Raw genomic sequence first — 21,792 nt, 5'->3', positions numbered from 1 at the left:
TGTAAAATGTAAACGTTTTTCTAAGGGGAGGCTAAAAAAATGGTAGTAGCATACAAACATGAGCCATTTACAGATTTTTCAGTAGAGGCTAACAAATTAGCGTTTGAAGAGGGTTTAAAGAAAGTAGAATCTTATCTTGGACAAGACTATCCATTAATTATCGGGGGAGAAAAAATCACTACAGAAGACAAAATTGTTTCTGTAAACCCTGCAAATAAAGAGGAACTTGTTGGTCGCGTTTCAAAAGCAAGCCGTGAATTAGCTGAAAAAGCAATGCAAGTAGCGGATGCAACATTCCAAACTTGGAGAAAGTCAAAACCAGAAATGCGTGCAGACATTTTATTCCGTGCTGCAGCAATCGTTCGTCGTAGAAAACATGAGTTCTCTGCTATTCTTGTAAAAGAAGCAGGTAAACCATGGAATGAGGCAGATGCTGATACAGCAGAAGCAATCGACTTTATGGAATATTATGCTCGTCAAATGTTAAAATTAAAAGACGGTATTCCAGTAGAAAGCCGTCCAATTGAATATAATCGTTTCTCTTACATTCCATTAGGAGTAGGTGTTATCATTTCTCCTTGGAACTTCCCATTCGCAATTATGGCAGGTATGACAACAGCTGCTTTAGTTTCTGGTAACACAGTATTACTAAAACCAGCTAGTACAACTCCTGTAGTAGCGGCGAAATTTATGGAAGTATTAGAAGAAGCTGGTTTACCAGCTGGCGTAGTAAACTTCGTTCCAGGTAATGGTTCTGAAGTTGGTGACTACTTAGTAGATCACCCTCGTACACGTTTCGTTAGCTTCACTGGATCTCGTGATGTAGGTATCCGTATTTATGAGCGTGCAGCGAAAGTAAACCCAGGCCAAATTTGGTTAAAACGTGTTATCGCTGAAATGGGCGGTAAAGATACAATCGTTGTTGATAAAGAAGCAGATCTTGAATTAGCAGCTAAATCTATCGTTGCATCAGCATTCGGATTCTCAGGACAAAAATGTTCTGCATGTTCTCGTGCAGTAATCCACGAAGATGTATACGATCACGTATTAAATCGTGCTGTCGAATTAACAAAAGAATTAACAGTAGGTAACCCAGAGGCGAAAGATATCAACATGGGACCTGTTAATGACCAAGCTGCATTCGATAAAGTAATGAGCTATGTTGCAATTGGTAAAGAAGAAGGTAAAATCGTATCAGGTGGCGAAGGAGACGACTCTAAAGGCTGGTTCATCCAACCAACAATCGTTGCTGACGTTGCAGAAGATGCTCGCTTAATGAAAGAAGAAATCTTCGGACCAGTAGTAGCATTCTGTAAAGCAAAAGACTTTGATCATGCACTTGCAATTGCAAACAATACAGAATACGGTTTAACAGGAGCAGTTGTTACTAACAACCGTGACCATATTGAAAAAGCACGTGAAGACTTCCACGTTGGTAACTTATACTTCAACCGTGGATGTACTGGTGCAATCGTAGGTTACCAACCATTCGGTGGCTTTAACATGTCTGGTACAGACTCTAAAGCTGGTGGCCCTGATTACTTAGCACTTCACATGCAAGCAAAAACTACTTCTGAAACTTTATAAGAAATAGTAGAAAAGATCTTCACAGACTGTGAAGATCTTTTCTTTTTGAGAAACTCTCTATAATAGAAGCTAGTTAATTTCAATTAAGAAAGAGTTACCAAATATTACTATTTGTTCTTTGGAATTAGTTAAACCCTATTAGTAGTGGGATAAACATGTAAATAGAAACAAAACAGCGAGAAAAATTGACTTATTAGTCATATTTTTTAGTATTCATTTTGAGAATTTCCTGTATAATACAATTTGAAAGAAAATCTATGGTTAGACAAGAGAACACTCCTTCCGGTTTTGCTCACTGAAAGGGGTGTTTTTTTACGTCGCCAAAAACTCTGCTGTACTCGTTACATTTGCGTATACTCCATTTAAACTCGCCAAAATTGTATTATGAATATAAACAGCTGGTATAGTAGCATTCTTAAATGAAAGATCTTTTGTAGCACAAGCATCGTGTATTAGGGTACAGTGAAGGCCAAAATCAAAAGCAGCCCTTACCGTAGCATCAATACACATATGGGTCATCATCCCGCATATTACGACGTGCTCAATTCCTGAACGTTGTAATCGTTCTAGAAGATCAGTTTCTCGAAAGCTATTTGGATAATGTTTAAGGATAACGGTTTCCTCTCTAAGTGGACGGACATTTTCGTGAATATGGACACCTTCTGTATTGGGTAGGAAAAAAGTAGCGTTATCTTTTATAGCTACATGCTGGATATGAAAAATAGGTTCGTTTCTTATTCTAAAATGTTGCAGTAGCTGATTAGCATATTCACTTGCTTCTACTGGATTACGTAATTCCATCTTTCCATTTGGAAAATAATCATTTTGAATATCGACGAGCAAAAGGGCTGTTTTCATATATTCATCTTCCTCCGAGTTTCATATTCAAATAATGTTATTCAATTCATAGAGAGGATTCTCCTTTTAAAAAATATGAGGAAGGAGAATTTAACATAACATTGTATTGTAATTTTTTATTTGAAAATTTTAATAGAGAAATAATTAATATTTTTCCGAAAAATGTATTGACTCTTATTATTCTGAGTTCTATAATGAGAATTAATTAAATGACAATTAAATCGATACACTCTTATCCAGAGAGGTGGAGGGACTGGCCCTACGATACCTCAGCAACGGGTTTTTTAATACCGTGCTAATTCCAGCAAGCTTAAAGTAGGCTTGGAAGATGAGAAGATGTGAACGAGTACATATAAGTGCTCTCCTTCTTATCTTTTACAAGTGATAAGAAGGAGAGCACTTTTTATTTTACCTCGAAAGCTCTACTTCAAGTTTTACAGCATATAGGAGGGAAGAAAATGATTTCTTTTAACAATATAAGTAAAGTATATGAATCAGGTGGGCAATTTGTTCATGCAGTGGAGGATGTAACGCTATCAGTTGAAAAGGGAGAAATTTTTGGCATTATCGGATTTAGTGGTGCTGGAAAGAGTACGTTATTACGTCTAGTAAACATGCTAGAGAGACCAACTGAGGGAACGATTTCAATAGATGATAAAGATATTACATCATTATCGACGAAAGAATTAAGGAAGCTAAGACAAAGAATCGGGATGATTTTTCAAGGTTTTAATTTATTTAATTCAAGAACAGTGTTTGGGAATATTGCTTATCCATTAAGGTTAGCGAAAGTACCAAAGAATGAAATAAAAGAAAGAGTAAATGAACTGCTGAAGTTTGTAGGATTAGAAGATAAAGCAAACTATTATCCAGAGCAACTATCAGGTGGTCAAAAGCAACGTGTTGGTATTGCTAGGGCACTTGCAACATCGCCAGATATTCTTATATGTGATGAGGCAACATCAGCTTTAGATCCAGAAACGACGACAGAGATATTAAACTTATTAAAGAAAGTAAATCGAGAATACAATGTAACGATTCTTCTTATTACACATGAAATGCACGTGGTGAAAGAAATTTGTTACCGTGTAGCTGTAATGGAGAAGGGGAAAGTTATTGAAGAAGGAAAACTATTTGACGTTTTCACACAACCAAAAACAAAAACAACTCAAAACTTTGTACGTTCTGTTATTAATGATCACTTACCGGAAAGTGTGCTAGCGAAAATTCAAAACGGAGGTCAGATTTACCGCTTAACGTTTACTGGTGAGGAGACAGGACAGCCTGTACTATCATATATTGCGAAAAATTATAACGTTGATGTAAATGTTCTTTACGGAAATATTATTGAACTCCAAAATGTTTTATTTGGAAATCTTCTAGTAGAACTACAAGGTGAACAAAGAGAGATTCAAAAAGCATTACAACATCTAAGACTGCAAGTGCAGCTGAAGGAGGTAGAAGCTCATGCGAGTTGATTGGAGTATATTTTGGCCCCGCATATTAGATGCGACGGGGGATACCCTCTTAATGGTAATTGTAACTCTTATATTTGCTACAATTCTTGGTATACCTCTAGGTTTACTGTTGTATGTAACGAGAAAAGGAAACTTTTTAGAAAATAAATGGGTCTTTTCTATTCTTAATATCATAATTAATACAATTCGTCCGGTTCCATTCATTATCTTTTTAGTAGCTTTAAGCCCACTAACAAGAAGTGTTATCGGAACGACGATTGGAACAGCAGCAGCAATCTTCCCAATGACGTTAGTTGCATCAATTGGTATTGCTAGAATGGTTGAAACAAATCTGGTTTCTGTTCCGAAAGGGGTAATTGAAGCAGCTCAAGCAATGGGAGCTTCACCAATTAGAATTGTTTTTGAAATTCTTGTGCCAGAAGCGTTAGCGCCATTAATCTTGGGTGTTACGTTTATGACAGTTGGTTTAATTGAATTTTCTGCAGTTGCTGGGCTTGTCGGTGGTGGCGGTCTTGGTGACTTAGCAATGACATATGGTTATCAACGTTTTGATACGTCAGTTATGTTTGTAACGGTTGTTTTACTTATTATTCTCGTACAAATAGCTCAAAATTTAGGAAACTACTTTGCAAAAGTCTTTTTACGTAGATCATAAAAAGGAAGAGGGGAAAAGAAAATGAAGAAAATTTTAGCATTTGCATTATCAGCGATCGTAGGAATTACAGCTTTAAGCGGCTGCTCAGGTGGAGATACGGGTGCAGGAGCGAAAGAGAAAGTAGTTCGCGTCGGTGTAACTGGAACAGATGGAGACGCTTGGGAAATTTTGAAGAAAAAAGCTGAAAAAGAAGGGATTAAAATTAAACTGGTTGAGTTCTCTGATTACACAACGCCAAATAAAGCGTTAGCTGATGGAGATATTGAATTAAACTCATTCCAGCATATCGCTTTCTTAGAGCAATTTAAAAAGGAGCATAAGTTAGATATTACAGCTGTCGGTACAACGCAAATTGCACCAATGGGCTTATACTCTGAAAAATATAAGAAAGCAAATGAAATCCCAGATGGTTCAGAAATTGCTATTCCAAATGATCCAACGAACCAAGCACGCGCATTAAAACTTCTTGATGCAGCTGGATTATTAAAGCTTAAGAAAGATTTCGGCCTATTTGGGGATCCAAGTGGTATCGCTGAAAATCCGAAGAAGCTAAAGATTACACCGGTTATCGCACAGCAAACACCTCGTGTATTAAAAGATGTAGCAGCTTCAGTTATTAATAATGGTGTTGCTGGTCAAGCTGGATTAGATCCAGCGAAGGATCCTATTTTCTTAGAAGATCCAAAGAATGAAAATGCGAAACCTTATATTAATATTTTCGCAGCTCGTACGAAAGACAAAGATGATCCAACGCTGAAAAAAGTAATTGAATTGTATCATTCAAAAGAAGTAACAGATGCAATTAAGAAAGAAACGAATGATGGTTCAATTTCAGTAGATCTTTCACTTGAGGAGCTTGAAAAAATCGTAAAATAATTATTGGGTTTAACGACTAACAGTAGGAACCCCTCCGCTGTTAGCTCGTTCAACATAGAATCTACTTAACAAACAAAACCCTAATTCTGTACCTTCCAATTTTGTATAACATAGAATCCAATGTTTGTTAAGTAGAGTGATGGACCAGGAGTTTTCCTGGTCTTTTTTTAATTAAAGCAGCTAGCTAATAATAAGGAAATCCAAATTATGATTGGGTAAGAGATTAAACTAAAAATGAGTATACTTGCTAATTTCTTTTTAGGGATTAATAGTTTCTTTGATGAAAATAAGAAAAGAGAAAATAGGATAATGATAGATGCTGAGATTACTCCGGGATTATAAGAACGATAAATAACAAATAAAATAATATGTTGAACAGCGTTAAAGAAAATAGCTCCTTGAATAAAAATAACCCAGTAAATAGAAGATAAGATTTGTAATTGGTATAGAATAACTATGAGTAGAACAAAGATTGTTAATATAGTAATTGCAATGAAAAATTGTTTGTTAGTTATAAAATGGATCGAAAATCGATTAGCAATATATTGTGGCATTTGGAAAGCTTCTTCAAGGTTATGAAAAAAGAATAGAAGGGGGATTAGCCAGATTATATTAGTGGTGAAATGTCTTGTTGAAGATGTTTTAATCAACTTATATCAGCTCCAATAAAGGGATAGAAAGCCTATAAGAAAAGGCTTTCTACAAGGGTATAGTTATTCGATTATGATGCTTTTTAAATTACTCTCAGGTTGCGGTTGTTCTTCCGCATAAGAGGAGAGCTCCTCTTGCAAAATATTTAGTGCTTGCTTAGCTGATTGCTGAATCGGATTCGGTAGCTCTTCTAATATACGCATACCGACTTTTATTTTTGTACGAATTATTCTTCTTAGTAGCTCCTCATGCATGCACTACACCTCCAAACCGAATATTTAGTACATCATCTTCAAACTTCGCTCCTTGAATAGAAAGGTGTGTTAATGTTTTTGGTAATGTGATGTTCCGTTTAACAGAACCAGCTCGAATAATAAGTTCATCACCTTTTTGATTTAATGAAAGTTCACTTTTGTTTGAGAAGGGAATGGACAGAACGAAAATATACTCATCGCCATCTTTTTTCACATATTGTGTGCGGCCATTAAATTTCATTTCAGTAGGAGAAGGGTCTGATTTAAATAAAGCATTTCCTACACGCTCTAACATAGGTAAACCAACAACTTCTTGTTCAAACATGGGAGCTTCGTAAATAGGAAGTGGCTGAAAACTATCTTTAATTAACGCCTTATATTTCTTTTGTGTATCTTTCCATGCCTGAAAGTAAGGGTCGGTAACAGTGTTAGGGATGACGCGGTTAATCATAATGGCATCAACGTTATAATCGTATAAGTTTAAATACGTAAAGCTGCGCTGAGCTTCTTTAATGACCATTTTTTCAGGATTTACAACAATGCGGATACTTGTTACCTCTCGGTTTGATAAAATATCTCTCATTTCTCCAAGCTGTTCAAGTGTATTTGTTAATTCGTCCATAATATCATCGGTTGGAAGGGGGACACCAAGAAGTGGTTGAGCTACAGGACGAACAACTTTTAAAATCTTCCTTTTAATAGGAAAGAGTTTTTCCATCCACCAGCCGAGCATGTCTGGAAAGCTAAGCATTGCTAAAGTTTCTCCAGTCGGTGCGCAATCAATAATGATGACGTCGTAAGTGTTGTTTTTATAGTAATCGAGTACTCGAAGTAAGCTAATTAAATCTTCCATACCAGGGAACATCGTTAATTCTTCTGTTGTAATATCATCAGCTGCTTTGGAAGTGAAGAGTAGTGTAATATATTTCTGCAATTTCCCCCAGCCTTTTTCCATTTCATAAATAGTGTTAATTTCTTGTGCCCACAAGTTTTCGCGAATTTCTAGTGGCTCAGAAGATAGTTTTATGCCAAATGAATCTCCTAAACTATGAGCAGGATCTGTACTCATTACTAATGTTTTTAATCCTTGTTTTGCACTTTGGATTGCTGTTGCTGCTGAAATGCTAGTTTTTCCTACGCCGCCTTTGCCTGTATACAGAATAATTCTCATCATTAATATCCCCTTTGTTTCGAATATCGAATATTACGAGTGTCGAAATATTTAATTGAATAAAAACCCAACTAGGGTCTTATTCAATCGGAATGTTTTTCATTTTAGGTGTAGAAACCTTTTCTTCTGTTTTTTGCTGTGACGTAGCAATGTGATTCATGATCTTTTGGAATATTTGTAGTAAGAATGCTTTTTCTTCTTCTGACAATGCGTCTGTCACTAGGCTAAAGTAATGGGCTGCATTTTGTTTTACTTCTTGAACGAGCATTACGCCGTTTTCTGTTAAGCGAATTAATACAATACGTCGATCGCTTTCATTCCGGTAGCGCTCAATATACCCCTTTTTTACAAGACGGTTTACAACGCCTGTCGTTGTACTCATCGGTATATCAAGAAGGTCGGCGATTTTTGTCATTGTAATATCTGTATTTCGCTCCATCCAAAGTAAACAAAATACTTCTGTTTTAGAAAGTGTTAAATCAAGGCTTACCCATTCTTCAGGATAGAAAAGTTTCTTGGCGTTATCTAGCAGTAAGTCTAAAAAATGTTCATATTGCAGCAATTATTTCCACTCCCGTATATTTCGAGGTTCGTAATATTTGTTTTTATTTTATGTGGAATTGAAATAAATGTCAATAATTTTAACTGTTTTTTTAGATTAGACAGAAAACTATCTTTAAAATAATATTTTTTTATGATAGATTTATAAATAGCAAAATAGAATTTACATAAAAATCCATCATGATAAATATATTTATCTATAATGGGTGTATAGCTAACGAGGGGGAGAACGATGAGAAGACGAAATACGCAAGCGTTCACGTTTTTAGCATGGACTTCATTTGTTTGCGCGCTTTCAGGTATGCTAATTGGGATTTATACGTTAGATGAAACGCTTAGTGTAAAAGGATACTATTTAATTGGAACATTATTTTTAACAATGTCTTGTTTTGTGTTACAAAAAACAATTCGTGATAATGAAGAGGATAACGAGAGATTTCCAAAAAATAAACCGTTAGATAAAGAGTAAATCGTAAAGAAAGGCATTTGCCTTTCTTTTTTTATGTAAAAATACCGTAAGTGCCGTGTGTTGACTTGCTTGAAGTACTGAAAATTTGGTATCATCAATAGTATTGTAGATTGAACGATATATTATGGAGGTGGCCTAGCCGTGTCAAGAATTTCCGTTGAGAATGTAAAGCACGTAGCACATTTAGCACGTCTTGCAATTACTGATCAAGAAGCAGAAAAATTCCAAAAACAACTAGATGCAATTGTTACATTTGCAGAACAGTTAAATGAATTAGATACAACTGATGTAAAACCAACAACTCACGTATTAACTATGAAAAATGTTATGCGTGAAGATGTACCAGAAAAAGGTTTACCAGTAGAAGAAGTATTAAAAAATGCACCGGATCACAAAGATAATCAAATCCGTGTTCCAGCAGTATTAGAATAGAGGAGGGAATTTCGATGTCATTATTTGATCATTCGGTATCAGAGTTACATAAGAAATTAAACAACAAAGAAATTTCCGTTACGGATTTAGTAGAAGAATCTTACAAACGTATTTCGGATGTTGAAGATAACGTAAAAGCTTTTCTTACATTAGATGAAGAAAATGCACGCGCGAAAGCGAAAGAATTAGATGCAAAGATTGGTGCTGAGGATAATGGCTTATTATTCGGTATGCCAATCGGTGTAAAAGATAACATTGTAACTAACGGTCTTCGTACAACTTGTGCGAGCAAAATGTTAGCAAATTTCGATCCAATTTACGATGCGACAGTTGTACAAAAGCTAAAAGCTGCTGACACAGTTACAATCGGTAAATTAAATATGGACGAGTTCGCAATGGGTTCTTCAAATGAAAACTCAGGTTTCTACGCTACGAAAAACCCATGGAACTTAGATTACGTTCCAGGCGGATCTAGTGGTGGTTCTGCAGCAGCTGTAGCAGCAGGAGAAGTATTATTCTCTCTAGGTTCTGATACGGGTGGTTCTATCCGTCAGCCAGCTGCATATTGTGGCGTTGTAGGTTTAAAACCAACTTACGGACGCGTATCTCGTTACGGATTAGTAGCATTCGCATCTTCACTTGACCAAATCGGACCGATAACGCGTACAGTAGAAGACAATGCATACTTATTACAAGCTATTTCAGGTATTGACCGTATGGATGCAACTTCTGCAAACGTTGAAGTTGGAAACTACTTAGCTGGTTTAACAGGCGACGTTAAAGGTTTACGCATTGCTGTACCGAAAGAATACTTAGGCGAAGGTGTTGGCGAAGAAGCTCGTGAGTCAGTACTAGCTGCGTTAAAAGTGTTAGAAGGTATGGGTGCAACTTGGGAGGAAGTATCTCTTCCACACTCTAAATACGCTCTAGCAACGTATTACTTATTATCTTCTTCTGAAGCATCAGCTAACCTTTCACGCTTTGATGGCGTACGTTACGGTGTTCGTTCTGATAATGTAAATAACTTATTAGATCTTTACAAAAACACACGTAGCGAAGGTTTCGGAGATGAAGTAAAACGTCGTATTATGCTTGGTACATTTGCTCTTAGCTCTGGTTACTATGATGCATATTACAAAAAAGCACAACAAGTACGTACATTAATTAAAAACGACTTTGAAAATGTATTTGCTAACTATGATGTTATTATCGGACCAACAACGCCAACTCCGGCATTTAAAGTGGGCGAAAAAGTGGACGATCCAATGACAATGTATGCAAATGACATTTTAACAATCCCAGTAAACTTAGCGGGTGTTCCAGCGATTTCTGTCCCATGTGGATTCGGTGCTAACAACATGCCACTTGGTCTACAAATCATTGGTAAACACTTCGATGAATCGACAATTTACCGCGTTGCACATGCGTTTGAGCAAGCAACAGACTATCATACAAAAAAAGCAAGTCTGTAAGGAGGCGAGCATAGATGAATTTAGAAACAATTATTGGTTTAGAGGTTCACGTTGAGTTAAAAACAAATTCGAAAATTTTCTCTGCGAGTCCAACAGAATTCGGAGCGGAGCCAAATACACAAACAAGTGTAATTGACTTGGGATACCCAGGGGTACTTCCTACTTTAAATAAAGAAGCAGTTAACTTTGCAATGAAAGCTGCAATGGCATTAAACTGTGAAATCGCAACGGAAACGAAGTTCGACCGTAAAAACTATTTCTACCCAGATAATCCGAAAGCTTACCAAATCTCTCAATTTGATAAGCCGATTGGTGAAAATGGTTGGATTGAAATCGAAGTAGACGGTAAAAAGAAACGTATCGGTATTACACGTCTTCATTTAGAAGAAGATGCTGGTAAATCAACGCATACAGCTGATGGTTCATTAGTAGACTACAACCGTCAAGGTATGCCTTTAATCGAGATCGTATCTGAGCCAGATATGCGTACTCCAGAAGAAGCATATGCATACTTAGAGAAGTTAAAATCAATCATTCAATATACAGGCGTATCTGATTGTAAGATGGAAGAAGGTTCTCTTCGTTGTGATGCGAATATTTCACTTCGTCCTGTTGGACAAGAGAAATTCGGTACAAAAGCAGAACTGAAAAACTTAAACTCATTCACTTACGTACAAAAAGGTCTTGAGCATGAGCAAGTGCGCCAAGAAAAAGAATTATTATCTGGTGGTATCATCCAACAAGAAACACGTCGTTATGATGAAGCAACGAAGAAAACAATCTTAATGCGTGTGAAAGAAGGATCTGACGATTACCGTTACTTCCCAGAGCCAGACTTAGTTGAACTTTACATCGACGATGAGTGGAAAGAAGAAATTCGTGCTTCGATTCCAGAACTTCCAGATGCACGTAAAGCTCGCTATGTTGCAGAAATTGGCTTGCCGGCTTATGATGCACACGTATTAACATTAACGAAAGAGATGTCTGATTTCTTTGAAGCAGCAATTGAAGATGGAGCAGATGCGAAATTAACATCAAACTGGTTAATGGGTGAAGTGCTTGCATACTTAAACAAACAGCAAAAAGAATTAAAAGACGTTGCATTAACGCCTGCTGGTTTATCTAAAATGGTTCAATTAATTGAAAAAGGTACAATTTCTTCTAAAATCGCGAAGAAAGTATTTAACGAATTAATTGAAAAAGGTGGAGACCCAGAAGAAATCGTTAAAGCGAAAGGTCTTGTTCAAATTTCTGACGAAGGTACACTTCGTAAGGTTGTAACAGAAATTCTTGATAATAATGAGCAATCTATCGAAGACTTTAAAAACGGTAAAGACCGTGCAATTGGCTTCTTAGTTGGTCAAATAATGAAAGCGACAAAAGGACAAGCTAACCCACCGCTTGTTAACAAAATCTTACTTGAAGAGATTAATAAGCGATAAAAATAAAAGAGGAATTCTTATTTTTGAGCGCTAAAATAGTATAGATTCTTAAAGATTAAACAGAAAAAACACCCGTATTTGGGTGTTTTTTCTGAGTTAATCAAACGTTTGTTTAAATGGTGAAAAATAATTTAAATAAACGTTTGATTAACTGTCAAAAGTGAAAAAATGTTTGTATAGCAACTATGGTATGATAGTTGCAAAAAGGTGGGAATAATGATAAATCTAGACATAGAGGTTTTTTTCATCTCATGAAATAATAGATAATTATTATTCGTTATATGTAAATTGTTGTGAGGAAATAGATGGACATAAATTTTTTTGTCAAATAAAGCAAAACCATTATGAGAGAATATTACTTATGATGGACTACACGAATCGGGTTCTTACTGCCTGTTTGAGCGGGATAAAAGAAGGATAGGAAGATGAGAGGAGGTAGGCATAGGGATACTGAATAAGGGTTCGGTGTATTCTTTTTTCAATGAATAAGGAATTTCCTGTGCTAATACATGATGAAGCGAGCAAGGATTATTTATAACCCTACTTCTGGACGTGAGCTATTTAAGAAGAGCTTACCAGAAGTATTACAAAAATTAGAACAAGCTGGATATGAAGCATCTTGTCATGCGACAACTGGTCCTGGAGATGCAACTGTGGCGGCGAGGCAAGCTGCGGATCGTAAGTTTGATGTTGTTATCGCAGCTGGTGGTGATGGTACGTTAAATGAAGTGGTGAACGGTTTAGTAGGACATGAACATCGTCCAAAGTTTGGAATTATTCCAGTTGGAACGACAAATGATTTTGCGCGTGCGATCGGTGTACCTCGTGCTATTGAAGAGGCTGCGGATATTATTTGTGAAGGGAAAACAGTTCCGTTAGATCTTGGTAGAGCGAATGAGACATATTTCATTAATATCGCTGGTGGCGGCCGTATTACAGAATTAACATATGAAGTGCCAAGTAAGCTGAAAACAGTATTAGGTCAACTTGCTTACTATTTAAAAGGAATCGAAATGTTACCATCATTACATCCAACATATGTTGAAATCGAGTATGATGGGAAGTTACTACAAGAAGAAATTACGATGTTTTTAATTACAAATACTCGTTCAGTTGGTGGATTTGAAAAGGTAGCACCATATGCGTCTATTAACGATGGGTTATTTGATTTATTAGTGCTGAAAAAAGGTTCTATCGCTGATTTAATTAAAGCAGCAACACAAGCGCAGCGTGGGGAACATATTAACAATCCAAAAGTGCTATATACACAAGCGAATCGAATTAAAGTGCATTCACCAGATAAACTAATGATTAATTTAGATGGTGAATATGGTGGAGATGCACCGATGGAATTCGAAAATATATATCATTGTCTGGAACTATTTGTTCCTGAACATCAAGAGGATGCCCTGTAAAGGCATCTTTTTTTTGCTTTTACCTCACTATTTGCGAGTAATAAGACTCTCTCTCTGATTAAAGTTTCACTTTATACAGATGAATTGTAAATTGGAAGTTAGTTTGATTTTCATGGTATTTTTACAAACCGTTTATTTTATATCCATATTTTATTGATAAACTAGAAGAGATAAGAAATGAGAGGTAGGATGCTATGGAGAAGGTAAAAGCAATATTATTTGATAAAGATGGGACATTAATGGATTTTCATTCAATTTGGATAAAAGTAGCAGAAGAGCTTGTAGCTGAATGTATAAATTTATATCAATTACCAGAATCAATGCAGCAGGTTATATTAAAAGAGATTGGCGTGGACGGAGCAGTCGTTCATCCGCATAGTGCGCTAGCAGCAGGAACGAGCCTTGATGTAGCGAAGGGGATTTGTAAATATATCGTATCATCTAGAGAAGAAGAGATGCATGAATGGGTAAGTGGAAAGTTGTTTTCTCTTATGTATGAGCATCGAGAAAATATGAGAATGACGGCAGATTTACCAAAAATTTTACAAGCATTAAAGGATAGAGGGTTTATTTTAGGTGTCGTCACAGCTGATGATTTTGCACCGACAGAATTATTTTTAAAGCAGTATCAATTAGAACCCTTTTTTGATTGTGTCATAGCCTCAGATACGTTTCCGGCACAGAAACCAGATAAAAGAATTGTAGAATCGTTTTGTGAGAGATTTAATTTAGAAACATATGAAGTAGCGGTCGTCGGGGATACACCGACGGATTTACATTTAGCGAAAAATGGTGGCGACTGCTATGCAATTGGCGTACTATCTGGTACGGGTGATCGTCAAACGTTAGAACCACTTGCAGATTTAGTGTTACAATCTGTTGAAGATTTAATTTCTCATTCAGGTGAGTTTATTTGGAAACAAGGAAAGTCTAATGTATAAACGGATAAGTCTATAAAGACTCTTTATGAGTCTTTATAGACTTATTTTTTATGCCGAGATATTAAGAGAATGGGATGAATACTAGAAAGGGGAAGTTGGCATACATCTTGCAATATAAAGAGAAAACATTGTATAGAAAAGGATGGGGTACACAATGAACACAAAAAAATTTGCTAAAGTAAATGAACAAATTCCAGGACCGAAAGCAGCGTCTTTATTAGAACGCCGCCAAAATATAGTACCAAAAGGAGTAAGTAATGGTATTCCAACATTCGTACAGTCTGCAGATGGAGCTCTTGTAACAGATGTTGATGGTAATCAGTACATTGATTTTGCAGGAGCAATAGGGACAATTAACGTAGGACATTGTCATCCAGCTGTTAAAGAAGCACTTCATAAACAAGTAGATCAATACATTCATACGGGATTTAATGTCATGATGTATGAGCCATATATTGAATTAGCGGAAAAGCTTGCTGCATTAGCGCCAGGAAGTTTTGATAAACAAGTACTATTTTTAAACAGTGGTGCGGAAGCGGTAGAGAATGCAGTGAAAATCGCCCGTAAATATACGAAAAGATCAGGTATTATTGCGTTTTCTAAAGGTTTCCACGGGCGTACATTGATGACAATGACGATGACAAGTAAAGTAAAGCCATATAAATTTGGATTCGGTCCATTTGCTCCAGAAGTATATAAAGCGCCATTCCCATATGAATACCGTCGTCCAGAGGGGTTAACGGAAGAGCAGTATGATGATTTTATCATTGAAGAGTTTAAGAACTTCTTTATATCAGAAGTAGCACCAGAAACAATTGCAGCTGTTGTAATGGAACCTGTTCAAGGGGAAGGTGGATTTATCGTTCCAAGTAAGAAATTTGTTCAAGAAGTACGCAGCATTTGTTCAGAGCACGGTATTTTATTTGTAGCGGATGAAATTCAAACAGGCTTTAGTCGTACCGGAAAATACTTTGCAATTGATCATTATGATGTAGTTCCAGATTTAATTACGGTATCTAAATCATTAGGTGCTGGTGTACCGATTAGTGGTGTTATTGGGCGTAAAGAAATTATGGATGAGTCTGCACCGGGAGAACTGGGCGGAACGTACGCAGGAAGCCCACTAGGATGTGCGGCTGCATTAGCTGTACTTGATGTAATTGAAAAAGAGAAATTAAATGATAGAGCGATAGAAGTAGGAAAAGTCGTAATGAACCGATTTGAAGAGATGAAAAATAAATATAATTGCATTGGTGATGTGCGCGGCTTAGGGGCAATGTGTGCATTCGAGCTCGTTCAAGATCGTAAGACGAAAGCGCCTGACAAAACATTAGCATCTAATTTATGTGCGGAAGCAAATAAACGCGGATTACTTCTGCTATCAGCAGGAACATATGGAAATGTTATTCGTGTGTTAATGCCATTAGTTATTACAGATGAGCAGCTGGAGGAAGGTTTAACAATAATTGAAGAATCATTGCAAGCTTGTTATGAGCAAGCAAACATCGCTCGTGTTTAAAAACTAAATTATAAATCGCAAACATTCTAGCTTACTCTATATAAAATGCAGAAAATTCACTTTATAATAAAGGTAGTAAAGTGAATCGATGGATATGAAGTAGGGAGTGGCTAGGATGGTTGCAGAAAAGGAACGAGTGTTGATGGATTTACAAGATGTATTTGAATATGCATTTGACGAAATTTTTGTTACAGATGATAAAGGAATCGTTGTGCGTGTAAATAGTATGTGTGAAAGACATTACCAGCTCTCTGCTAAGGAATTAGTAGGAAAGCATGTAAAAGAACTACAAAAAGAAGGGATTTTTTATCCGTCTGCAACGTTAGAAGTAATTGAAAAGAAAAGGCCAGTTGAACTTGTTCAAACAACGAAATCAGGAGAGTATTTGCATGTTCGTACAAGACCTGTTTTTGATGATGAGGGAAATTTAAGAAGAGTGATTAGTTATTCTCGTGATCTTACAGAACTCTATCAATTACGTCAAAAGGTAGAGGAAATGGATAATCAGTTAAAAACATATAAAAAGGAATTAAGAGAAACATATGAACACGAAGGACTTATTTTTAAAAGTATTGCTATGCAAAAAATAGTCGAAACAATAAAAAAGGTATCTGTAGTAGATAGTACAGTTCTCGTTTTAGGTGAGACAGGAGTAGGGAAAAGCCGATTGGTACGCCATTTGCATGAAGTGAGTCACCGGAAGAATGAAAGTTTCTATGAAATTAATTGTGCGGCATTGCCGACGAATTTAATTGAATCAGAGCTTTTTGGATATTCAGGTGGGTCTTTTACAGGGGCAAATCGTGAAGGGAAAAAGGGATTACTAGAATCAGCACATAAAGGGACCCTTTTCTTAGATGAAATTGGTGAAATGCCGCTTGAAATTCAAGCGAAGCTTTTGCAAGTATTGCAAGAAAAAACGTTTCGCCCTATAGGCGGAAGAGAGTTAAAAAAGGTGGATGTTAGAATTGTAGCGGCAACAAATAGAGATTTAAGTACGATGGTGAAACAAGGAGCATTCCGGAAAGATTTATACTATCGTCTGAATGTCCTTCCAATTTCAATTCCGCCACTTCGGGAGAGAACAGAAGACATTTTGCCGCTCATTTATCATTATTTACAGCATTTTAATAAAAAGTACGGACGTAATGTAAAGTTGGCTCCTAGTACGTTACAAATGTTTGTAGGATACCCTTGGGAAGGAAATAATAGAGAGATTGAAAATGTAATTGAACGAATTGTTATCACTGCTGATGATTTTGTAACGGTAGAAGATTTGCCACTATCTATGCAAGAGGCAACAGTTGGACAATCTGGACAAAGTCTTTATAGAATGCTGGAAGAGGTAGAGAGAAATATTATTCTTAAAGCGTATAAAACGTATGGATCAAGTTATAAAGTGGCTGAGTTTTTGCAAATAAGTCAATCTGCTGCCACTAGGAAAATTAAGAAGTTTATAGAGGAGGAAGAAAAAATTGGATAAAAAAGCGACGTTCGTAAACTTAGAGAAAAAGGCGATGTATATAAATGGTGAGTGGATTACACTGCAAGAACAAATCGAAGTAAATAATCCAGCGACAAAGGAAGTATTTGCAACTGTGCCAAAGGGCGGGATTACAGAGGCAAAGCAAGCAGTTGATGCTGCACATGAAGCTTTTAAATCATGGTCAAAATTAACTGCAGCAGATCGCGCAGTAAAGTTGAAAAAATGGTTCACACTCATTGATGAAAATAAAGAAGAAATTGCAGCAATTATGACGAGAGAACAAGGAAAGCCGTTTGCAGAAGCACTTGGTGAAGTAAATTATGCAAATAGTTTTGTTGAATGGTACGCAGAAGAAGGAAAGAGAGTATACGGTGAAATGATTCCTGCTTCTCATCCGAATAAACGTATTTTAGTTATAAAGCAACCAGTTGGGGTTATGGCAGCTATTACACCGTGGAACTTCCCAGCCGCTATGATTACGAGAAAGGTAGCTCCAGCGCTTGCAGCGGGCTGTACAGCGGTTGTGAAACCAGCGAGCCAAACACCATTAACGGCATTGAAGTTAGTTGAATTAGCACATGAAGCAGATATTCCAAAAGGTGTAATAAATATTGTAACAGGTAGTGCAAAAGCAATTGCTGATACGTGGATGGAAGATGAGCGTGTTCGAAAAGTTTCCTTTACAGGATCAACTGAAATTGGGAAAGAATTAATGGCTAGCGCTGCACAAACGATGAAAAAGGTTTCACTTGAGTTAGGTGGTCACGCTCCATTTATTGTTATGAATGATGCTGATTTAGATAAAGCGGTAGAAGCGGTAATCGGTTCGAAATTCCGTAACGCAGGACAAACGTGTATATGTACAAACCGCGTCTTCGTTCAAGAAGAAGTGTACGAAGAATTTGCAGGAAAGTTCACAAAAGCTGTAGAGCAGCTTAAAGTTGGGGACGGATTCGGCGAAGGAACAACTGTAGGTCCACTTATTGATGCGAATGCAATTTCGAAAGTACAAGAACATATTGAAGATGCAATTCAAAAGGGTGGAGAGGTTTTATACGGTGGCCATAAATTTGCAGAGTTAGATGGATATTTCATTCAGCCAACAGTAATTGGATTGGCAAATGACACGATGCTTTGTATGAATGAAGAAACATTTGGGCCGGTTGCACCAGTTGCTAAATTTAAAACGGTTGAAGAAGTAATCGAACGTGCAAATAATACACCATATGGCTTGGCTGCTTATATTTTCACAAAAGATATTAGTCAGGCATTCCAAATTAGCGAAGCATTAGAGTACGGAATTATCGGCTTAAATGATGGACTTCCCTCAGTTGCACAAGCACCATTTGGTGGCTTTAAAGAAAGTGGTATCGGCCGTGAAGGAGGCCATTTCGGTATCGAGGAATATTTAGAAATTAAATATATTTCGTTAGGGCTATAAGTAGTATACTAGAATCTCGATAAGGTAACAGAGAAGGAGATTCTAGTATGGTATATTGGCTATTATTACTCGTAACAATTATTTTTGAAGTGGCTGGAACGATTGCGATGAAATTATCGAACGGTTTAACAAAGCCCGTTCCAAGCGTACTTATTTTCGTATTCTATGGAATTTGTTTCAGCGTGTTTGCTATCGTTGTTAAAAAGATTCATTTAAGTATTGCCTATGCAATTTGGTCTGGTGTAGGAACACTACTTATTACAATCATTAGTGTGTACTTTTTTAAAGAGCATATTAATTTATTCCAAGCATTTTGTATTCTCTTTATTGTTTTAGGAGTAATTGGACTTAAGGTTTCATCAGCATCATAAAAGGCTATCTTCCGGTGTGGAAGATAGCCTTTTATTTGTATTAAAATGCCCAGTTACCTTTACGGAAAATAGGCTCATGTCTTCCATCAGCTGTAATACCATCGATATCAAGCTCAGCTGATCCGATCATGAAGTCATTGTGTGTAATACTAGTGTTTGCTCCGTTTTCAGCAAGTTCTTCTTTAGACATTGTTTTTCCGCCAACTAAGTTGAATGCATAAGCACTTCCGATTGCAAGGTGGCAAGATGCATTTTCATCAAATAGCGTATTGTAGAATAAAATATTTGTGTTTGAAATTGGTGAGTCATGAGGTACTAAAGCCACTTCTCCTAAGAAGTGAGAACCTTCATCTGTTTCTACTAAATGTTTTAAAGCCTCTTCACCAGTTTCAGCTTTGTAGTCTACGATACGTCCGTTTTCAAATGTTAACGTGAAGTGATCGATAATGTTACCTGCAAATGCTAACGGTTTTGTGCTAGATACTTGGCCGTTCACACCTGTTTTAAGTGGCATTGTAAATACTTCTTCAGTTGGAATGTTAGCCATAAATGGTACGTCCTTTTCATTTAAGCTACCAGCACCAGCCCATACATGCTTTTCTGGAAGTTCGATCGTTAAATCTGTTCCAGGGCCTGTATAGTGAAGAGCTTTATAATGCTTTTCATTTAAGTAATCTACTTTTGTATGTAGTGTTTCATCATGTTCTTTCCATGCTTCCACAGGATTTTCTAAATCAGCACGAGTTGCTTTGAAGATAGCGTCCCATAGTTTTGCTTCTTGTTCTTCTGGTGCTACATCAGGGAATACTTTCGCAGCCCATTCTTTTGTAGGAACAGAAATGACACACCAGCTTACTTTGTCCGCTTGTACGTAATCACGGTATACTTTCATCGCTTCACCGGCTACTTTATGAGCAGTTGCGATACGAGTTGCTTCTACGCCTTTTAATAAATCCGGATTTTCTGCATAAATAGACATAAATGCAGCGCCTTCTTTTGCTAATTCTTCACGAGCATGTGCTTTCCAAGAAGGAAATTCAGAGAAAGCTTCTTCAGGAGCTAGATCGAACTTTAAGCGTGTTAACGTCTCATCATTCCAATCAACATATACGTGTTTTGCACCAGATTTATATGCTTTTTCTGTAACGAGGCGTACAAACTGTACAGCCTCAAGAGGTGCACTAATTGATAAAGTTTGTCCGGGTTGAATATTAACACCAACATTGACTGCAAGAGCAGCATATTTCTCTAACGTTTGTTCAAATGACATATGTATAATCTCCTTTAGTTTGAAAGATTTCTTACTATATATAATACAAGAAAATTCTAAAAATATATATAAATATAAAGTAAAAAGAGAGCTCAAAATGTATTGAGCTCTAATAGTTATTTAATCGAAGAAGCAAATTGTTCTACAGTCGTTGTATGGTGTATGCGAACACGCTTCATTTTTAACAACTCATCAGGTTCACCCTTCGTAATGAATTGTCCAGGTTTCGTTGTCGTTGCAAATTGATAGTATTTCTTTGTTTCTGCGACAACTTTATCGTCTACATGACCGAATGGATAAGCAATTGCGATAACAGGCTTACCTGTTATTTTTTCGAGCTTCTCTTTCGATCCTTTTAATTCTTCTTCATAGTTTGTAATTTTCGGCAAGTCTGCATGTGTTGCTGTGTGAGATTGTACAGAAAAAATACCTGAATCAACCATTTCTTTTATTTCAGATGTAGAAAGAGCGCCTTCTACATCAACGTTATCAACAATCATATATTCAGTTGCTGTTGGTTTGAAAGTACCATCTTTTAGCTTTTGTAAAATGCGAAATGCATTCATATTATTTTTCATACCGTCATCAAATGTAACGAAGATGGGTTTATTTACTTTATTAATATCGCCCCAGTGTTCAAATGTTAATAATGTATAACCATTGTCTTTTAAATACTTCATTTGAGCTTCAAAGTTAGCAGGCGATACGAATAAATCTTTAATACCTTGCCCGTGATAATCATCAATTGCATGGTACATAAGAACAGGCACTTTTTGCTCGAAAGTAATAGTAGATTTCGTAAGTGGAATAGCTTTTCCACCCTCTATGGTTCCTGTTGCTTCAATTTGGAATTCACCGCGTTTTCCTTCAAATTCTTTTATATCAAAAGGAAGTGTAAATTGTTTCTCCTTTTCTTTAGAAGAAAAAGATTTAGCGTGTTCCTTTCCATCAGCTGTGCGCCAAATTTTATATTGTACTTCGGTTAAAGAGTCTTTTATGTCTGTAACTTGAATACTTGTGTTTGTAGATTCGTGTGTAATTGGATTATAAGAGATTTTACCTTGTTCTTGCACAGTCTCTTCTTGTTTCTTAACCTCTTGAACCTTTTTCTCTTTTTTAGGCTCTACATTGCTAGTATTACAGCCTGCTAGAATGGCAGACGTACATAAAGCAATTGCTGCATATTTTCTCATGAAATCACCTTCTATTGTGTATTATGTTGCATACTTACATTAAAATCCCCACCGCTATAAGAGAGGTGGGGATATACCCTTGTTCATCATATCATTTTTAGATATGGGATAGGTTAGTGACTCTGAATAGATGTATTCTTTCGTTTTTTATTAGAATTGATAATAATATAACCGACTACAAAGATAAGAGGAATAATGAAGACATAGATAGGCATTCCCCATACATAATAGCTTTTCATGGTCAAGACTA

21 protein-coding genes and 1 riboswitch are annotated in these 21,792 nt (G+C 36.5%); of the genes, 14 read left to right on the top strand and 7 right to left on the bottom strand.

Annotated elements, in window-relative coordinates:
- The first annotated feature begins 39 nt into the window (after window positions 1–39).
- Window positions 40–1,587: an L-glutamate gamma-semialdehyde dehydrogenase gene (gene pruA, locus MRBLBA3_RS07560; protein ID WP_000259543.1), complete on the top strand. Its 1,548-nt coding sequence runs from the start codon at window positions 40–42 to the stop codon at window positions 1,585–1,587.
- A 312-nt stretch (window positions 1,588–1,899) separates the two neighbouring features.
- Here the strand turns inward: pruA and MRBLBA3_RS07555 are convergent, their stop codons facing one another.
- Complete coding sequence (locus tag MRBLBA3_RS07555; RefSeq protein ID WP_000844904.1) at window positions 1,900–2,445, bottom strand: cysteine hydrolase family protein; 546 nt, start codon at window positions 2,443–2,445, stop codon at window positions 1,900–1,902.
- Between the two features lie 229 nt (window positions 2,446–2,674).
- A riboswitch (SAM riboswitch) is annotated at window positions 2,675–2,780 on the top strand.
- A gap of 123 nt (window positions 2,781–2,903) precedes the next feature.
- Here MRBLBA3_RS07555 and MRBLBA3_RS07550 point away from each other — a divergent pair.
- From MRBLBA3_RS07550 to MRBLBA3_RS07540, 3 genes are read left to right on the top strand one after another with little or no spacing between them, the layout of a single operon-like run.
- Window positions 2,904–3,923 carry a methionine ABC transporter ATP-binding protein gene (locus tag MRBLBA3_RS07550; protein WP_363380504.1) on the top strand — a complete coding sequence of 340 codons (1,020 nt, stop codon included), beginning with the start codon at window positions 2,904–2,906 and terminating at the stop codon, window positions 3,921–3,923.
- The gene (locus MRBLBA3_RS07545; protein ID WP_001261864.1) at window positions 3,913–4,578 is read left to right on the top strand and encodes a methionine ABC transporter permease; all 666 of its coding nucleotides are present in this window, start codon (window positions 3,913–3,915) and stop codon (window positions 4,576–4,578) included. Before MRBLBA3_RS07550 ends, MRBLBA3_RS07545 begins: the two co-directional genes overlap by 11 nt.
- A gap of 21 nt (window positions 4,579–4,599) precedes the next feature.
- Complete coding sequence (locus tag MRBLBA3_RS07540) at window positions 4,600–5,454, top strand: MetQ/NlpA family ABC transporter substrate-binding protein (RefSeq protein WP_000721589.1); 855 nt, start codon at window positions 4,600–4,602, stop codon at window positions 5,452–5,454.
- A gap of 167 nt (window positions 5,455–5,621) precedes the next feature.
- Here MRBLBA3_RS07540 and MRBLBA3_RS07535 read toward each other — a convergent pair whose 3' ends face one another.
- The 4 genes from MRBLBA3_RS07535 to MRBLBA3_RS07520 form a co-directional block, all read right to left on the bottom strand.
- A complete protein-coding gene (locus MRBLBA3_RS07535) occupies window positions 5,622–6,104 on the bottom strand; it encodes an HXXEE domain-containing protein (protein WP_002100374.1) in 483 nt (160 codons plus the stop codon).
- Window positions 6,105–6,167: 63 nt separating this feature from the next.
- On the bottom strand, window positions 6,168–6,359 hold the full coding sequence (locus MRBLBA3_RS07530) for a DUF3926 domain-containing protein (RefSeq protein ID WP_000544100.1): 192 nt from the start codon (window positions 6,357–6,359) through the stop codon (window positions 6,168–6,170).
- Window positions 6,352–7,533 (bottom strand): ArsA family ATPase, encoded by a 1,182-nt coding sequence (locus MRBLBA3_RS07525; RefSeq protein ID WP_363380499.1) that lies wholly within the window; start codon window positions 7,531–7,533, stop codon window positions 6,352–6,354. The genes MRBLBA3_RS07530 and MRBLBA3_RS07525 overlap by 8 nt, the downstream gene beginning before the upstream one ends.
- A gap of 76 nt (window positions 7,534–7,609) precedes the next feature.
- Complete coding sequence (locus MRBLBA3_RS07520; RefSeq protein WP_000942491.1) at window positions 7,610–8,092, bottom strand: MarR family winged helix-turn-helix transcriptional regulator; 483 nt, start codon at window positions 8,090–8,092, stop codon at window positions 7,610–7,612.
- Window positions 8,093–8,323: 231 nt separating this feature from the next.
- Here MRBLBA3_RS07520 and MRBLBA3_RS07515 point away from each other — a divergent pair, with 231 nt between their 5' ends.
- From MRBLBA3_RS07515 to MRBLBA3_RS07470, 10 genes are all read left to right on the top strand, one after another.
- Window positions 8,324–8,560, top strand: coding sequence for a YiaA/YiaB family inner membrane protein (locus MRBLBA3_RS07515; RefSeq protein ID WP_001254393.1), 237 nt, complete (start codon window positions 8,324–8,326; stop codon window positions 8,558–8,560).
- A gap of 141 nt (window positions 8,561–8,701) precedes the next feature.
- A complete protein-coding gene (gatC, locus tag MRBLBA3_RS07510; protein WP_000086999.1) occupies window positions 8,702–8,992 on the top strand; it encodes an Asp-tRNA(Asn)/Glu-tRNA(Gln) amidotransferase subunit GatC in 291 nt (96 codons plus the stop codon).
- A 14-nt stretch (window positions 8,993–9,006) separates the two neighbouring features.
- Window positions 9,007–10,464: an Asp-tRNA(Asn)/Glu-tRNA(Gln) amidotransferase subunit GatA gene (gene gatA / locus MRBLBA3_RS07505; protein WP_000051453.1), complete on the top strand. Its 1,458-nt coding sequence runs from the start codon at window positions 9,007–9,009 to the stop codon at window positions 10,462–10,464.
- A gap of 14 nt (window positions 10,465–10,478) precedes the next feature.
- Window positions 10,479–11,906: an Asp-tRNA(Asn)/Glu-tRNA(Gln) amidotransferase subunit GatB gene (gatB, locus tag MRBLBA3_RS07500; protein WP_001047688.1), complete on the top strand. Its 1,428-nt coding sequence runs from the start codon at window positions 10,479–10,481 to the stop codon at window positions 11,904–11,906.
- Between the two features lie 509 nt (window positions 11,907–12,415).
- A complete protein-coding gene (locus MRBLBA3_RS07495) occupies window positions 12,416–13,321 on the top strand; it encodes a diacylglycerol kinase (protein WP_363380495.1) in 906 nt (301 codons plus the stop codon).
- A gap of 194 nt (window positions 13,322–13,515) precedes the next feature.
- Window positions 13,516–14,262: an HAD family hydrolase gene (locus MRBLBA3_RS07490; RefSeq protein WP_363380492.1), complete on the top strand. Its 747-nt coding sequence runs from the start codon at window positions 13,516–13,518 to the stop codon at window positions 14,260–14,262.
- A gap of 154 nt (window positions 14,263–14,416) precedes the next feature.
- Window positions 14,417–15,781 carry a 4-aminobutyrate--2-oxoglutarate transaminase gene (gene gabT, locus MRBLBA3_RS07485; protein ID WP_044739853.1) on the top strand — a complete coding sequence of 455 codons (1,365 nt, stop codon included), beginning with the start codon at window positions 14,417–14,419 and terminating at the stop codon, window positions 15,779–15,781.
- Window positions 15,782–15,896: 115 nt separating this feature from the next.
- A complete protein-coding gene (locus MRBLBA3_RS07480; RefSeq protein WP_044739854.1) occupies window positions 15,897–17,264 on the top strand; it encodes a sigma-54 interaction domain-containing protein in 1,368 nt (455 codons plus the stop codon).
- The gene (gabD, locus tag MRBLBA3_RS07475; RefSeq protein WP_000358095.1) at window positions 17,257–18,708 is read left to right on the top strand and encodes an NADP-dependent succinate-semialdehyde dehydrogenase; all 1,452 of its coding nucleotides are present in this window, start codon (window positions 17,257–17,259) and stop codon (window positions 18,706–18,708) included. Before MRBLBA3_RS07480 ends, gabD begins: the two co-directional genes overlap by 8 nt.
- Before the next feature lie 47 nt (window positions 18,709–18,755).
- The gene (locus tag MRBLBA3_RS07470) at window positions 18,756–19,079 is read left to right on the top strand and encodes a DMT family transporter (protein ID WP_000263263.1); all 324 of its coding nucleotides are present in this window, start codon (window positions 18,756–18,758) and stop codon (window positions 19,077–19,079) included.
- A 40-nt stretch (window positions 19,080–19,119) separates the two neighbouring features.
- Here the strand turns inward: MRBLBA3_RS07470 and MRBLBA3_RS07465 are convergent, their stop codons facing one another.
- Together MRBLBA3_RS07465 and MRBLBA3_RS07460 are read right to left on the bottom strand one after the other, a co-directional pair.
- Entirely contained in the window at window positions 19,120–20,349 is a 1,230-nt protein-coding gene (locus MRBLBA3_RS07465) for an aminopeptidase (protein ID WP_000007371.1), read from the bottom strand.
- Between the two features lie 116 nt (window positions 20,350–20,465).
- A complete protein-coding gene (locus tag MRBLBA3_RS07460; RefSeq protein WP_363380487.1) occupies window positions 20,466–21,542 on the bottom strand; it encodes a polysaccharide deacetylase family protein in 1,077 nt (358 codons plus the stop codon).
- Between the last annotated feature and the right edge of the window lie 250 nt (window positions 21,543–21,792).

It is taken from the genome of Bacillus sp. LBA3-1-1.1 (genome assembly GCF_040676495.1).
GTDB classification, from domain to species: Bacteria; Bacillota; Bacilli; order Bacillales; family Bacillaceae_G; genus Bacillus_A; species Bacillus_A nitratireducens.
Note: the sequence above shows the minus strand (reverse complement) of the source record. Positions and strands in the feature narration are given on the sequence as shown.